The 14987-nt window shown below is 56.8% G+C and carries 16 protein-coding genes; 5 read left to right on the top strand and 11 right to left on the bottom strand.

Annotated features, from left to right (window positions below):
- Positions 1-2: 2 nt before the first annotated feature.
- The 8 genes from HED65_RS11980 to plsY all read right to left on the bottom strand — a co-directional run bounded on the left by HED65_RS11980 (position 3) and on the right by plsY (position 5586).
- The gene (locus HED65_RS11980) at positions 3-677 is read right to left on the bottom strand and encodes an urease accessory protein UreF (RefSeq protein WP_114978744.1); all 675 of its coding nucleotides are present in this window, start codon (positions 675-677) and stop codon (positions 3-5) included.
- Positions 677-1216, bottom strand: coding sequence for a HupE/UreJ family protein (locus HED65_RS11975; RefSeq protein WP_114978743.1), 540 nt, complete (start codon positions 1214-1216; stop codon positions 677-679). The genes HED65_RS11980 and HED65_RS11975 overlap by 1 nt, the downstream gene beginning before the upstream one ends.
- 9 nt (positions 1217-1225) lie before the next feature.
- Positions 1226-1690 carry an urease accessory protein UreE gene (ureE, locus tag HED65_RS11970; protein ID WP_114978742.1) on the bottom strand — a complete coding sequence of 155 codons (465 nt, stop codon included), beginning with the start codon at positions 1688-1690 and terminating at the stop codon, positions 1226-1228.
- A 9-nt stretch (positions 1691-1699) separates the two neighbouring features.
- Positions 1700-3403 carry an urease subunit alpha gene (ureC, locus tag HED65_RS11965; protein WP_114978741.1) on the bottom strand — a complete coding sequence of 568 codons (1704 nt, stop codon included), beginning with the start codon at positions 3401-3403 and terminating at the stop codon, positions 1700-1702.
- Complete coding sequence (locus HED65_RS11960) at positions 3396-3710, bottom strand: urease subunit beta (RefSeq protein WP_114978740.1); 315 nt, start codon at positions 3708-3710, stop codon at positions 3396-3398. Before HED65_RS11960 ends, ureC begins: the two co-directional genes overlap by 8 nt.
- Before the next feature lie 10 nt (positions 3711-3720).
- Positions 3721-4023, bottom strand: coding sequence for an urease subunit gamma (locus HED65_RS11955; protein WP_003862556.1), 303 nt, complete (start codon positions 4021-4023; stop codon positions 3721-3723).
- Positions 4024-4033: 10 nt separating this feature from the next.
- On the bottom strand, positions 4034-4861 hold the full coding sequence (locus HED65_RS11950) for an urease accessory protein UreD (protein WP_114978739.1): 828 nt from the start codon (positions 4859-4861) through the stop codon (positions 4034-4036).
- Between the two features lie 110 nt (positions 4862-4971).
- On the bottom strand, positions 4972-5586 hold the full coding sequence (gene plsY, locus HED65_RS11945; protein ID WP_028017138.1) for a glycerol-3-phosphate 1-O-acyltransferase PlsY: 615 nt from the start codon (positions 5584-5586) through the stop codon (positions 4972-4974).
- A gap of 107 nt (positions 5587-5693) precedes the next feature.
- On the opposite strand from plsY, the gene folB reads away from it, so the two are divergent.
- The gene (gene folB, locus HED65_RS11940; RefSeq protein ID WP_114978738.1) at positions 5694-6062 is read left to right on the top strand and encodes a bifunctional dihydroneopterin aldolase/7,8-dihydroneopterin epimerase; all 369 of its coding nucleotides are present in this window, start codon (positions 5694-5696) and stop codon (positions 6060-6062) included.
- 107 nt (positions 6063-6169) lie between these two features.
- Positions 6170-6991 carry an undecaprenyl-diphosphate phosphatase gene (gene bacA / locus HED65_RS11935; RefSeq protein ID WP_114978737.1) on the top strand — a complete coding sequence of 274 codons (822 nt, stop codon included), beginning with the start codon at positions 6170-6172 and terminating at the stop codon, positions 6989-6991.
- Positions 6992-7001: 10 nt separating this feature from the next.
- On the opposite strand, the gene HED65_RS11930 is transcribed toward bacA, so the two are convergent.
- The gene (locus tag HED65_RS11930; RefSeq protein WP_114978736.1) at positions 7002-8243 is read right to left on the bottom strand and encodes a multifunctional CCA addition/repair protein; all 1242 of its coding nucleotides are present in this window, start codon (positions 8241-8243) and stop codon (positions 7002-7004) included.
- Positions 8244-8303: 60 nt separating this feature from the next.
- Positions 8304-8924 carry a TIGR04211 family SH3 domain-containing protein gene (locus HED65_RS11925; RefSeq protein ID WP_025912514.1) on the bottom strand — a complete coding sequence of 207 codons (621 nt, stop codon included), beginning with the start codon at positions 8922-8924 and terminating at the stop codon, positions 8304-8306.
- Positions 8925-9153: 229 nt separating this feature from the next.
- On the opposite strand from HED65_RS11925, the gene HED65_RS11920 reads away from it, so the two are divergent.
- Genes HED65_RS11920 through hldE form a run of 3 tightly spaced genes read left to right on the top strand, consistent with a single transcriptional unit; the run spans position 9154 to position 14803 of the window.
- Positions 9154-10455 (top strand): CYTH domain-containing protein, encoded by a 1302-nt coding sequence (locus HED65_RS11920; protein WP_114978735.1) that lies wholly within the window; start codon positions 9154-9156, stop codon positions 10453-10455.
- Positions 10456-10476: 21 nt separating this feature from the next.
- Positions 10477-13332 (top strand): bifunctional [glutamate--ammonia ligase]-adenylyl-L-tyrosine phosphorylase/[glutamate--ammonia-ligase] adenylyltransferase, encoded by a 2856-nt coding sequence (glnE, locus tag HED65_RS11915; RefSeq protein ID WP_114978734.1) that lies wholly within the window; start codon positions 10477-10479, stop codon positions 13330-13332.
- 40 nt (positions 13333-13372) lie between these two features.
- Positions 13373-14803 carry a bifunctional D-glycero-beta-D-manno-heptose-7-phosphate kinase/D-glycero-beta-D-manno-heptose 1-phosphate adenylyltransferase HldE gene (gene hldE / locus HED65_RS11910; RefSeq protein WP_114978733.1) on the top strand — a complete coding sequence of 477 codons (1431 nt, stop codon included), beginning with the start codon at positions 13373-13375 and terminating at the stop codon, positions 14801-14803.
- Between the two features lie 100 nt (positions 14804-14903).
- On the opposite strand, the gene HED65_RS22680 is transcribed toward hldE, so the two are convergent.
- On the bottom strand, positions 14904-14987 hold an 84-nt coding region (locus HED65_RS22680; RefSeq protein ID WP_223256819.1), incomplete at its 5' end, for a hypothetical protein.

Here is a 14987-nt window from a genome sequence, read left to right as displayed (position 1 = left end):
CCTCAGGAACGGAATAACCGTGAATATTGTGTTTCGTGGCGCGCAGAGGCGATAGCGGACAGCGGCGTCGCTGCACCTATCTCGTCATCACTGCGCAAAAATGCCTGTTCAAGCCCGTCGGCAAAATGGTTGCTCAGGTCGATAATCAGCTGCTGGGCGGCCTGTTGCCCAAATGGCACCAGCTTGACGCCCGCCATGACTGCGCTCTCCATCCAGCTGTAGCCCAGGCTCAGCGCCAGCTTGCGCACGCCGATGCCCCAGCGCACGCCGAGCCACGCCATGCCGCAGAGTTGGCTTTGTGTAAACAGCGGCAGCCATTCGGGCGGACAGTCAGGCTCCCAGCTTTTGATAAGACGCGTAAAGGCCGCCCCGCGGTTGCGCTCCTCTTCACGTAACTCGCGTGTTTCCCGGCAGGCGAGCAGATACGCTGTCCAGCGTTTGGCTGTGACGAGATCCTGTTGCTCACAGGCCTGATACAGGCGGATAAACAGCGGCAGATCGACACAGAAAAAACTCTGCTCCATCTGTTGCGTCTGCCAGCGTTTGAAGGCATCGGTATTCGTGACCCAACCGGCTTCAACGGCCCATTCCAGCCCCTGTGACCAGGTAAATGACCCGACCGGCAGGCTGCTGCTGGAAAGCTGCATCAGGCGCAGCCACTGGCGGGAGTGCTCCATTAGCTCATCAGCGCCAGCAGGGCGGAGACAATCAGCCCGCCGCCGAAGGTTTTACGCAGTCCGTCGTGACGGCGCAGCAGCAACCCTGCGGCGAAACTGGCGCACAGTACGGTGGCGCTGGCAAACATGAACCCGCTGGTGAACAGCCAGAAGTTGTGGCCGGACATCTCCACACCGTGCGCCCAGCCGTGGAACATCGCCAGTGCGGGTACGGCCAGTAGCAGACGGTTTTCAGTTTTAAACATCATCACGCCGCAGACCGCCAGCGAGGCAATAATCAGCATCTCCATGCCGCTAAAGCCACCAATCAGACTGCCCGCAATGGCGCCGACAAGCATCATGCCGAGGGTGGCAAAGGGCAGTAACAACTTGCGGCCGCTCAGGGCGGAGAGCATGCCTGCTCCTGTCAGCATCAGCAGATGATCGAGGCCGGTCAGCGGGTGGAAAAATCCGGCATGAAAACTGTCAGCGCCGTGGCCCGGATGCGCCAGCGCAGGCAGGGAAAAAGCCAGCAGTAACAGGGGTAAGTACTTGCGCATGATTAATCCTTAGTGTGAATGAGCGTGAGAGTGGCTATGGCTATGGGCCTCGCTGGTGTAGGCCCCCGCTTCGGGTTCAAATGGCAGGCTGGCAAACGTCACCTCAAGCCCGAACTGGCGCAGCATATCGTCGAGGACGTGATCGTGGTGATAGCGCAGTTCGCCGGGCATGATTTGCAGCGGCACGTGGCGGTTGCCCAGGTGGTAGCAAGCGCGGGCGAGCAGGAACGGATCGGCGCAGCGCACCACAGAGACGGACTCCGGGGCGGCAATCACTTCAATCACTTCGCTGCCGTCTTCGTTGCAGAGCAGATCACCGCCGCGCAACAGTAAACCGCGCGGCAGCATCAACCCGGCTTCGCGCCCGTCGTTCAGTGCCACGCGAGCGCGGCTTTTTACCCGCACGTCAATCGGCAGCGTGACGCTGGCGGTTACGGGGTGGGCATGGTCCAGGCGTTGGGTTAAATAGATCATCATCACTCCTCAAAACAGGAAATAGCGTTGCGCCATCGGCAGAACGTTAGCCGGTTCGCTGGTAATCAGTTCGCCGTCGACGCGCACTTCATAGGTCTGCGAATCAACGGTGATATTTGGCTGAAGGCTGTTGTGGATCATGTCCGCCTTTTTCACCGTCCGGCAGCCTTTCACCACTGCGGTGGCGCTCTGCAGGTTGAGCTGCCGCGGGATGCCGTTTGCACTGGCGGCTTGCGAGACAAACGTCAGCCGGGTGGCGTGACGTGCAGCACCGAGTGCGCCAAACATCGGGCGGTAATGGACTGGTTGCGGCGTGGGGATAGAGGCGTTGATATCGCCCATTGGCGCACAGGCGATCATCCCGCCTTTGACGATGGTGGCGGGTTTGACGCCAAAGAACGCCGGGGACCAGACCACCAGATCCGCCAGTTTTCCCGCCTCAATCGAACCCACTTCATGGGCGATACCGTGGGTCAGCGCCGGGTTGATGGTGTATTTGGCGACATAGCGCTTCACGCGGAAATTGTCGTTATCGCCGGTCTCTTCCGGCAGGGGGCCGCGCTGCACCTTCATGCGGTGCGCCACCTGCCAGGTGCGGATAATCACTTCCCCCACGCGGCCCATCGCCTGAGAATCTGAGGAGGTGAGCGAAAATGCGCCGATATCGTGCAGCACATCTTCAGCGGCGATGGTTTCACGACGAATACGTGATTCCGCAAAGGCGACGTCCTCAGCAATATCCGGATCGAGGTGATGGCAGACCATCAGCATGTCGAGATGCTCGTCGATGGTGTTCACCGTGTAGGGCAGCGTCGGGTTGGTAGAGGAGGGCAGAATATTCGGGTGCGCGCAGGCGGTGATGATATCGGGTGCGTGGCCGCCCCCCGCGCCTTCAGTGTGGAAGGTGTGGATGGTACGCCCGCCAATCGCCGCCAGCGTATCTTCGACAAACCCGGATTCGTTCAGCGTGTCGCTGTGCAGCGCCACCTGAATATCCATCTCGTCTGCAACCTCCAGAGAACAGTTGATGGCGGCAGGCGTGGCACCCCAGTCTTCGTGGATCTTCAGCCCGATAGCACCGGCTGCGATCTGCTCGCGCAGGGCATCCGGGTTCGAACCGTTACCTTTGCCGAGCAGGCCAATATTCACCGGCAGTGTATCGGCGGCCTGTAACATGCGGGCGATATACCATGGCCCCGGCGTGCAGGTGGTGGCGTTGGTGCCTGCTGCGGGCCCGGTACCGCCGCCGATCATGGTCGTGACGCCGGAGACCAGCGCCTCTTCCGCCTGCTGCGGGCAGATCCAGTGAATGTGGGTGTCGATCCCGCCGGCGGTGACGATCTTCCCTTCGGCGGCGATCACTTCCGTCGCGGCGCCAATCGGGATCGTCACGCCGGGCTGAATATCCGGGTTACCGGCTTTACCGACGGCGAAGATCCGCCCGTTTTTCACGCCGATATCGGCTTTCACGATCCCCCAGTGATCCACTATCAGGGCGTTGGTGAGGACCAGATCCACGCAGTCGTCTGCGGTCATCTGTCCCTGGCCCATGCCGTCGCGGATCACTTTTCCGCCGCCGAATTTGACCTCTTCACCGTAAACAGTGAGATCCTCTTCCACTTCGATCCACAGATCGCTGTCGGCCAGCCGCACTTTATCGCCCGTGGTAGGGCCGAACATGTCGGCATAGGCCTGACGTGAAATCTCAGCCATTGCTCACCTCTCCCATCACCTCACCGCGAAAACCGACAATGCGCTTCGCGCCGCTGATCTGAACCAGCGTCACCTCGCGCTTCTGGCCGGGTTCGAAACGTACGGCGGTCCCGGCCGGAATATTCAGCCGGTAGCCTTTGGTTATCGCCCGGTCGAACTTCAGCGCTGGGTTGACCTCGTAAAAGTGGTAGTGCGATCCCACCTGGATCGGCCTGTCACCGTGGTTTTCGACGATCACACTCTGCGTTGTTCGCCCTACGTTGATGGCAATATTTCCGGGCTGGATCTGGTATTCACCTGGGATCATCACGCGCTCCTTAGACGATCGGGTTATGGACGGTGACGAGCTTTGAACCGTCGGGGAAGGTGGCTTCTACCTGAATGTCGGGGATCATCTCGGGTACGCCTTCCATCACCTGGTCGCGCGTGAGGACATGGCGGCCCGCCTCCATCAGTGAGGCGACGGTTTCACCATCGCGGGCACCTTCCATAATGAAGGCGCTGATCAACGCGACGGATTCCGGATAGTTGAGCTTTACCCCGCGTGCAAGGCGGCGTTCGGCAACCAGCGCGGCGGTGAACAGCAACAGCTTGTCTTTTTCTCTGGGGGTCAGTTCCATAACGTTTCTCTTATGTCTGCCAGATACGCGGCGAACAGGCGGTTTTGTGGGATAAAAGCGGGCGAAGCGACTGCCAGATATCGCGCATCACTCGCTGACAAATCAGGTTATCGTGAGAGAGAAAGCGCACCGACAGCAGATCGTCAGTGAGGGTTGCTCCGGCAACGTTTTCCAGTGGTGTAAGCAGTTCACGCACCCTGTCGAGATGCTCTTCCCTGGCCGGATAGAAAAGCAACGTGCCGACCCACGGGTGCCCGGCAACGGGCGTGAGATCACCATCACTGAGGTGCAGACGCTCGATCAGGCGTGGAGTGTCATCGATCCAGACCTCAAGGCGGCTCTCCAGTGTGCCGTGGCTGAAAGTCTCGTTGATCACCGGGCGGCCCAGGCAGTACAACTCCCAGGCCATCAATGTACTGGAGGCCTTCAGATGGAAGACGGAACGCAGCGCGGCGTTCGCGCCGGGAAAGATAATGGTGTCCTGCGGTAGCCACTCCAGCGTGGCGTCTTCATCGAGATAAAAATGCTGGCTCAGACGAGCCAGTGGGCCACAGCTGCGATAGAACTTACTGGCCCCGGGCATGGTGATGAGTGCATGACTTTTGGCGTCCAGACGCACGGAGATATCCAGTGTATCGCCACCCACGATCCCGCCGGGTGGGTGCAGCAAGTACAGGTGGCAGGTATCCCCTTCCGGGTAAAATGGACGCTGAACCGTAAGCGGCCCGAGGTGATGAGCGGAATGCAGGAGGGTTTTCTCAGGCGTGTGACAAAACTGCAGGGCAAGCGACGCTTGCCAGCCTTTATACGTATTATCAGTGACCTGAGCTGCTAACATGCTGCATCCATTTGCTCACCATCGGGATACGTTTCAGTATGCCCTGGCGGAAATGAAGGCTGTCATATGAGTCGCTTATGGATACGTTATCTGCTGCGGGTGTCGCGCGATCACTCCGGCTCTTTTTTCTTTCTTTTGAGCTTTGTCCAAATTTTGGTCTCCTGGCGACGCCACAGGCGCTGAATGTTGTCGTGATGACGCAGCAGGATAAGGCAGGAGAGCATCGACACCGGGAAGGTGAATTGAGGTTTGAACCACCAGACGTAAAACGGGGCGATCAGCGCGCTGACAATGGCGCCCAGCGACGAATAGCCGCTCAGAAGGATAGTTAGCAGCCAGGTGCCAGCCATGACGCCGGTTAAGTCCCAGCCGATAGGCGCAATGGCACCAAAGGCGGTTGCAACGCCTTTGCCACCCTTAAACCCGAAGAATACAGGCCAGATGTGACCGACACAGGCAGCGATAGCAATGAGCCCCAACCAGAACGGCGTTACGCCCAGCGCATATGCGCCCCAGACGGGTAGCATCCCTTTCAGAACATCAAAAATCAAAACCGCTACGGCTGCACCCTTGCCGCCAATTCGTAGTACGTTGGTCGCCCCCGGGTTCCCGGAACCACTTTCACGCGGGTCGGGTAACCCTGCAATGCGGCAGACCAGAATGGCGCTGGAGATTGAGCCGCAAAGATAGGCGAGGAGGATCATTCCAGGCGCGATTGCACTCATAACGCTGTTCCGTTTTGAAAATGTATCTGTATTCTCAGCATCTGTGGATAATACGCATAATTCGCCGGAAGTGGTATCCGGTTTAGCCAAAAAGCAGGCAGGTCGTGATGGATATTGTATTTATAGAGCAACTTTCGGTAATCACCACTATTGGTGTTTACGACTGGGAACAGACCATTGAGCAGAAGCTGGTGTTCGATATCGAAATGGGCTGGGATAACCGCAAGTCAGCAAAAAGTGATGACGTGAATGACTGTCTGAGCTATGCCGATATCAGTGAAACGGTCATCGCCCACGTTGAAGGGCAACGTTTTGCGCTGGTCGAACGGGTGGCTGAAGAAGTCGCAGAATTGCTGCTGAAAAAATTCAATTCACCGTGGGTGCGCATTAAGTTAAGCAAACCTGGCGCAGTGGCGCGTGCCGCCAATGTTGGCGTTATTATTGAGCGTGGCACAAATCTGAAAGGAAAGGTTTAACGTCATAATAGCTAAACCATTTTAGGTTATATCGGTCTTAACGCTGTATCTTTCTCGGTTGTCCGCATGGGGCACCGTTTTTTTTATATCTTCTTAGGGGTTTATAGATGAGCGATATGCACTCGCTGCTGGTAGCGGCAATACTGGGTGTGGTCGAAGGATTGACGGAGTTTTTGCCGGTTTCCAGTACGGGCCATATGATTATCGTTGGCCATCTGCTGGGCTTTGAAGGCGATACCGCTAAAACGTTTGAAGTGGTCATTCAGCTGGGTTCTATTCTGGCGGTGGTGGTGATGTTCTGGCGCCGTCTGTTTGGCCTGATCGGTATCCATTTTGGTCGCCTCCCTCAGCGCGAAGGTGAAGGCACAGGCCGTCTGACGCTTATCCATATTCTGCTCGGGATGATCCCTGCGGTGGTGCTGGGTCTGGTGTTCCACGACACTATTAAATCTCTGTTTAACCCGATTAACGTGATGTACGCGCTGGTAGTGGGTGGTTTCCTGCTGATTGCGGCGGAAGTGCTGAAGCCGAAGACACCGCGTGCGGAAGGTCTGGATGACATGACCTACCGCCAGGCGTTTATCATTGGTTGCTTCCAGTGTCTGGCGCTCTGGCCGGGCTTCTCACGTTCAGGCGCGACCATTTCTGGCGGGATGCTGATGGGCGTAAGCCGTTATGCGGCTTCTGAGTTTTCGTTCCTGCTGGCAGTGCCGATGATGATGGGTGCCACTGCACTCGACGTCTACAAAAGCATTGGGTTCCTCACCACGGGTGACATTCCGATGTTCGCCGTTGGTTTCATCACCGCCTTTATCGTGGCGCTGATTGCCATTAAAACTTTCCTGCAGTTGATTAAGCGTATCTCGTTTATTCCGTTCGCGATCTATCGCTTTATCGTGGCGGCTGCGGTTTACGTGGTCTTCTTCTGACCGATAGCCCTCAGTCTTTAGGCTGAGGGCAATGCTTTTCTTTCCAGTCTGTCACCGCCAGAATCCGCCGTCTGGTGAGTTCTTCCCTAATTTCCGGCCCTTTGAATCCTGCCTCGACAACATCCTTCGTTGGCACCGCTTTCGCGACTTCCCAGGCTTTACGCAATAAACGTCCCTGCGGGTAATCACACGCTTCAAACCCGGTGCGCCCGCGCACGTCAGCTTCACTGGTCAGAGCGATTTGCTCGACGCGGTGAGGTTTGCGCCAGGCGTCGATGTTATCGAACAGTTTGACGATGGTGGCCGGTTTCAGGATAGGGAAGGTGTGGATCAGGTCGTGGAACTCGGCCACCAGTTTCGCCAGATCGCGGATCTCATTCGGCACGCGCAGACGCTGACAAAGCCCCTCGACCAGCTTCACGCCTGCCGGGCCATGCCCGTGATGACGCGGCCAGAACTCTTTTGGCGTTAAGCCTTTGCCGAGATCGTGGCACAGGGTGGCGAAACGGATGTCGACCTCGGGGCTGAGCATAGCCGCCATACTGAGCGTCATCAGGGTATGCACGCCAGTATCAATTTCGGGGTGCCATTTCGCCGGTGCAGGAACGCCAAATAGCGCGTCGATTTCCGGGAACAACACCTTCAGTGCGCCGCAGTCGCGCAGAACCTGGAAAAAGACCTGTGGGTTGCGCGTGGTCAGGGCATTTTCCGTCTCTTTCCAGACGCGTTCAGGCGTCAGGTGTTCAAGTTCACCCGCCTCGGTCATGGCGGTCATCAGCGCCATCGTCTCATCGGCAATACGGAAGCTCAGGTGGGCATAACGCGCGGCAAAACGCGCCACGCGCAGAACGCGGAGCGGATCTTCAGAAAACGCCGGGGAGACGTGACGTAAAAGACGGTTACGCAGATCGTCCTGACCGCCATAAGCGTCAATGATCTGACCTTGCTCGTCCTGCGCCAGCGCGTTGATAGTGAGATCGCGACGCAGGAGATCTTGCTCCAGCGTGACATCCGGCGCGGCATAACAGGTGAAACCCGTATACCCAGAACCGGATTTCCGCTCGGTACGCGCGAGGGCGTACTCTTCCCGGCTTTTTGGGTGCAGGAATACGGGAAAATCGCGGCCTACCTGTTGGTAGCCCGCGTTGAGCATCTCTTCGGGGGTGGCACCGACCACCACCCAGTCTTTATCTTTGACCGGCAGACCTAACAACGCATCACGTACCGCACCACCGACCAGATAACTCTTCACGCCCTACACTCCCGTTTTCTCTTTTCCAGGATCATACGTAAGTCTGGCAGAGAAGACGAGTTAGTTCATCCAGCGGTCTTTACGCTTACGGCTTGGGATCAGATGTGGCAGAACCAGACCCAGCACCAGACCTACACCCAGCACGCCCCCGCCATACATAAACCACTGCATGATGATGGTGCGCTGTTTGTCATCGAGCTGCAGGTTGGCGGCATTCACTTTTTTCTGCGCGACAATCAGCTCGTTTTTGAGTTTTTGGTTCTCTTCTTTCAGACCGTTAATCACACCGTCACTCTGCGCCACTTTCTGCTGCATTTCAGCGGTGCGTTGGTTCCAGGTTCCGTCGATGTTGTTCAGTTTGTCAGTCAGGGTTTTTACCTGGTTTTCCAGATCCGGCACGCGGGTGCGCAGGCTTGGCACGGTGCTCAGCTCTTTCAGTGGGATCCAGGACGTACGGCCGGAACTGTCGCGAACCTGACCATAATTGGTGTCCGCGTTGGTCTGTAACAGGGTGACTTCCTCGCCGGCATTCACCGTGCCCACGAGGCGATAATTATCTCCAGGGCCACTGCGTACCCAGGTGTTCAGTTCGTCAGAAACGTAACGCTTCTCTTCAGCGTGCACAGCGGTTGCGGCGCTAAAAGCGAGTAAAGTAAGTCCAATCAGGCGTAATTTAAGCATCATTAGTCGTTATTTTCATAAATAGTGGAACGATAGTAGTGGCAACAGTGTCTCTACGCAAAGCATTCGTCAGCAATCAGAATCATCTGTGTCACGACTCTACACATTTACGCCCGTCAAATTGCTCATTGCATGGCAATTTGGCGCAAAATACTATGTACTGACAAACAAATGGCGAGGAAGTTCGCCCTCATTGACGCGTCTGTGACGCCCGCAAAAGTACAAGGCTATGGCACAAGAAATTGAATTAAAGTTTATCGTCGAAAAAGACAGCGTTGACGCTCTTCGTCAGCATCTGCACACGCTTTCCGGCGAACACCATGCACCGGTACAACTGCTTAATATCTATTACGAAACGCCAGACAACTGGCTTCGCCGCCACGATATGGGGCTGCGCATCCGTGGCGCGAACGGACGCTACGAGATGACGATGAAAATTGCCGGTCGCGTGGTCGGTGGTTTACATCAGCGCCCGGAATACAATATCGACATCACTAAGCCAGAACTTGAGCTGGAACGTTTCCCGACAGAGGTTTGGCCTGAGGGTAAACTGCCAGAAACCTTATCCGCAGACGTACAGCCCCTGTTCAGTACCGATTTCTGGCGCGAAAAATGGCTGGTGACGGAAGGCAAGAGCCGCATTGAAATCGCGCTGGATTTAGGTGAGGTGAAGGCGGGTGAGTTCCAGGAGCCGATCTGCGAGCTGGAGCTTGAACTGCTGGAAGGGGATGCGAACGATGTGCTGAAGCTGGCGCGCAAGCTGGTGAACCAGTCCGGGTTGCGTCAGGGAAGCCTGAGCAAAGCCGCGCGCGGTTATCACCTGGCGGCCGGAAATGCGCCACGCGTGGTGAAAGAGACAACGATTTTGCACGTTGCGCCGAAAGCCAGCGTAGAGCAAGGTCTGGAAGCCGCGCTGGAGCTGGCGCTTTCACAGTGGCAATACCATGAAGAGCTATGGGCGCGTAATGTGAAAAACGCCAAAACCCATGTGCTGGCGGCCATTGCTCTGGTGCGCCATACCCTGACGCTGTTCGGCGGCATCGTTCCTCGCAAAGCGAGCACTCACTTACGTGATCTGTTGACGCAGACCGAAACGCTGATGCTCTCCGACGTATCGGCACAAACAGCGATCTATAGCCCGCAAACGGCGACGGCAAAACTGGCACTGACCGAGTTTCTGGTCACGCGCGGCTGGCGTACCTTCCTGGATGCAAAAGCAGAGACCAAAATCGCCGAGAACTTCAAACGTTTCGCGGATATTCATCTCTCTCGTCATGCCGCCGAGCTGAAGAGCACCTTTGCTTACCCGCTGGGTGACCAGTATGGCGATCAGCTTCCCCGTCTTTCGCGCAATATCGACAGCATGTTGCTGCTTTCCGGTGCCTATGACGGCGTTAAGGCACAGGCCTGGCTGGAGAACTGGCAGGGGCTGAAGCATGCCATTGAAACCCGTCAGCATATTGAGATTGAGCATTTCCGTAACGAGGCCATTTCGCAGGAGCCGTTCTGGCTGCACAGCGGAAAACGTTAACTCTGGCAAGGAACCCCAATCATGCCGCTTTCTTCGCAGTTACAGCAGCAGTGGCAGACCGTTTGCGAACGTCTGCCTGAGTCATTACCGGCGTCATCACTAAGCGAGCAGGCGAAGAGCGTGCTCACGTTCAGTGATTTTGTGCAGGAAAGTATCACCGCCAACCCGGACTGGCTGGTGGAGCTTGAAAAGTCGCCGCCACAGGCAGAAGAGTGGCGGCATTATGCTGACTGGTTGCAAACCGCGCTTGCGGAGGTTGCTGATGAAGCAACGCTGATGCGCGTCCTGCGCCAGTTCCGTCGTCGGGTGATGGTGCGGATTGCCTGGGCGCAATCTCTGGCGCTGGTGAGCGAAGAGAGCACGTTACAGCAGCTGAGTGAGCTGGCACAGACGTTGATTGTTGCTGCGCGAGACTGGCTCTACGCCGCCTGCTGTAAAGAGTGGGGCACGCCGTGCAACGAGGAAGGGGTTCCTCAGCCACTGTTGATTTTGGGGATGGGTAAGCTGGGCGGTTGCGAGCTTAACTTCTCCTCCGATATCGATCTGATTTTTGCCTGGCCGGAGAACGGCTCTACGCGCGGCGGACGTCGTGAACTGGACAACGCCCAGTTCTTTACCCGACTCGGTCAGCGTTTGATTAAGGCCCTGGATCAGCCGACACAGGATGGTTTTGTCTACCGGGTGGATATGCGTCTGCGTCCGTTTGGCGACAGCGGACCGCTGGTGTTGAGCTTTGCCGCACTGGAAGATTATTACCAGGAGCAGGGGCGCGACTGGGAGCGTTATGCCATGGTCAAAGCGCGGATCATGGGCGACAGCGACGATACCTACGCCAATGAGCTGCGCGCCATGCTGCGCCCGTTCGTGTTCCGCCGTTACATTGACTTCAGTGTGATCCAGTCCCTGAGAAACATGAAAGGGATGATTGCCCGCGAAGTACGCCGCCGTGGGCTGAAAGACAACATTAAGCTCGGTGCAGGCGGTATCCGCGAAATTGAATTTATCGTCCAGGTTTTCCAGCTTATTCGTGGCGGGCGTGAGCCGTCCCTGCAATCACGTTCGCTGCTGCCAACGCTGACAGCGATTGAGCAGCTTCACCTGTTACCGGACGGTGACGCGCAAACCCTGCGCGAGGCCTATCTGTTCCTGCGTCGTCTGGAGAACCTGCTGCAAAGTATCAACGACGAACAGACTCAGACCCTTCCAGCGGATGATCTGAACCGGGCACGTCTGGCCTGGGGGATGCATGCGGATGACTGGTCAACGCTGACCGAACGGCTGGATGCTCATATGGCAGGTGTGCGTCGCATCTTTAACGACCTGATTGGCGATGACGAAAGTGAGTCGCAGGATGATGCGCTTTCTGAGCACTGGCGCGAGCTGTGGCAGGACGCGCTTCAGGAAGATGACACCACGCCAGTACTGGCGCACCTGAGTGATGACGCCCGCCATCGTGTGGTGGCACTGATTGCTGATTTCCGTCTTGAACTGAATAAACGTGCTATTGGGCCACGTGGTCGTCAGGTGCTTGATCATTTGATGCCGCATCTGCTGAGCGAGGTTTGCTCCCGCGCGGATGCGCCGGTGCCGCTGTCGCGCATGATGCCACTGCTGAGCGGGATTATCACCCGTACCACGTACCTTGAACTATTGAGCGAGTTTCCAGGGGCGCTTAAACACCTGATTACGCTCTGCGCCGCGTCGCCGATGGTGGCCAACAAGCTGGCACGTTATCCGCTGTTGCTCGATGAACTGCTCGACCCGAATACGCTCTACCAGCCGACGGCAACGGATGCCTATCGGGACGAGCTGCGTCAGTATCTGCTGCGTGTGCCGGAAGAGGACGAAGAGCAACAGCTGGAAGCGTTGCGTCAGTTTAAGCAGGCACAGATGCTGCGTGTGGCGGCGGCGGATATCGCCGGAACGCTGCCGGTGATGAAAGTGAGTGACCACTTAACCTGGCTTGCGGAAGCGATCATCGACGCGGTAGTGCAACAGGCATGGGTGCAGATGGTGGCTCGCTACGGCCAACCCAAACATCTGGCTGACCGTGAAGGTCGTGGTTTTGCGGTGGTGGGGTACGGCAAGCTCGGCGGTTGGGAGCTGGGTTATAGCTCCGATCTGGATTTAATCTTCCTGCACGATTGCCCGGTCGACGTGATGACTGATGGCGAGCGTGAAATTGACGGGCGTCAGTTCTATCTGCGTCTGGCTCAACGCATTATGCACCTGTTCAGCACCCGTACTTCATCCGGCATTTTGTACGAAGTGGATGCACGTCTGCGACCCTCCGGCGCGGCGGGCATGCTGGTCACCTCGACGGAGTCCTTTGCTGATTACCAGAAGAACGAAGCCTGGACGTGGGAGCATCAGGCGCTGGTGCGTGCCCGCGTGGTGTACGGTGATCCGCAGCTTAAAACGCAGTTTGACGTCATCCGTAAGGATGTCATGACGACGGTGCGAGAGGGGGCCACGTTGCAAACTGAGGTGCGGGAAATGCGCGAGAAAATGCGCGCGCATCTGGGCAATAAGCATCGTGATCGCTTTGATATCAAAGCCGATGAGGGCGGTATTACCGATATTGAGTTTATTACCCAGTATCTGGTGCTGCTGCACGCACACGATAAACCGAAGCTGACACGCTGGTCGGACAATGTGCGCATTCTGGAACTGCTCGCGCAAAACGACATTATGGATGAGCAGGAGGCACTGGCTTTAACCCGCGCCTATACCACGCTGCGCGATGAGTTGCACCACCTGGCATTGCAGGAACAGCCGGGGCATGTGGCACTGGACTGTTTCAGCAGTGAACGCGCGCAGGTAACCACAAGCTGGCAGAAGTGGCTGGTGGAACCGTGCGTAACAAAACAAGTGTGATATTATCGCGCGCAAATTGTGAATCTTTCTGGAGTCAGGAATGAAAGTAACACTGCCAGAGTTTGAACGTGCTGGAGTTATGGTTGTCGGTGATGTGATGCTGGATCGCTACTGGTATGGGCCAACCAGCCGCATCTCTCCGGAAGCGCCGGTACCGGTGGTTAAGGTCGACACCATTGAAGAGCGTCCAGGCGGCGCGGCAAACGTGGCGATGAACATTGCCTCTCTGGGCGCACACTCGCGTCTGGTGGGCTTGACCGGCATCGACGATGCGGCGCGTGCGCTGAGCAAGTCACTGGCGGACGTAAACGTGAAGTGTGACTTCGTTTCTGTACCGACCCACCCGACGATCACCAAACTGCGCGTGCTGTCGCGCAACCAGCAGTTGATCCGCCTCGACTTTGAAGAAGGGTTCGAAGGGGTTGACCCTGAACCGCTGCACGAGCGTATTAATCAGGCGTTGAGCAGCATCGGCGCACTGGTACTTTCCGATTATGCCAAAGGTGCGCTGGCGAGCGTGCAGACGATGATTCAGCTCGCGCGTAAAGCCAACGTGCCGGTGCTGATCGACCCGAAAGGCACCGATTTTGAGCGCTATCGCGGCGCAACGCTGCTGACGCCAAACCTCTCTGAGTTTGAAGCAGTGGCGGGTAAATGCAAAACGGAAGCAGAAATTGTCGAACGCGGCATGAAGATCATTGCTGATTTCGAGCTGTCTGCACTGCTGGTGACCCGTTCAGAGCAGGGGATGACCCTGATTCAACCAGGCAAAGCACCCCTGCATATGCCCACTCAGGCGCAGGAAGTGTATGACGTGACCGGTGCTGGCGATACAGTGATTGGCGTGCTGGCGGCGACGCTTGCAGCAGGGAATTCTCTTGAAGAAGCCTGCTATTTTGCTAATGCAGCAGCGGGTGTTGTCGTTGGCAAACTCGGTACTTCAACCGTTTCGCCTATTGAACTGGAAAATGCCGTGCGTGGCCGTGCAGACACCGGTTTTGGTGTGATGAGCGAAGACGAACTGAAAGCCGCCGTTGCCGCAGCGCGTAAGCGCGGTGAGAAAGTGGTAATGACCAACGGCGTGTTTGACATTCTGCATGCGGGCCATGTTTCGTATCTGGCGAATGCGCGCAAGCTGGGCGATCGCCTGATTGTGGCAGTGAACAGTGATGCGTCAACGAAGCGTCTGAAGGGTGAAACGCGTCCGGTGAACCCACTGGAACAGCGTATGATCGTTCTCGGTGCGCTGGAAGCCGTGGACTGGGTGGTGTCGTTTGAAGAAGACACGCCGCAGCGTCTAATTGCTGGTATTCTGCCGGACCTGCTGGTGAAAGGTGGCGATTACAAGCCAGATCAAATTGCGGGCAGCGAAGAGGTCTGGGCCAACGGCGGCGAAGTGATGGTGCTCAACTTTGAGGACGGGTGTTCAACCACCAACATCATTAAGAAAATCCAGAAAGACAGTCAGTAAAAAAACGGGCCAATTGGCCCGTTCTTTTTTCTCCCTCTCCCGTTGGGTGTACAGTCCGGGGACATGGTAGACAGGTGTTCGGGGACATAGTGAACACTTTTTAACATCCTTTACCCATGGTGATCGACTGTTTCCTCAGGTCGATCACCCCCACTTTCGTGCTGTACCACCACACTTCATAGCA

It is taken from the genome of Pantoea sp. LS15 (assembly GCF_012241585.1).
GTDB lineage: Bacteria > Pseudomonadota > Gammaproteobacteria > Enterobacterales > Enterobacteriaceae > Enterobacter.
This window is presented reverse-complemented; position numbering and strand designations above follow the sequence as displayed.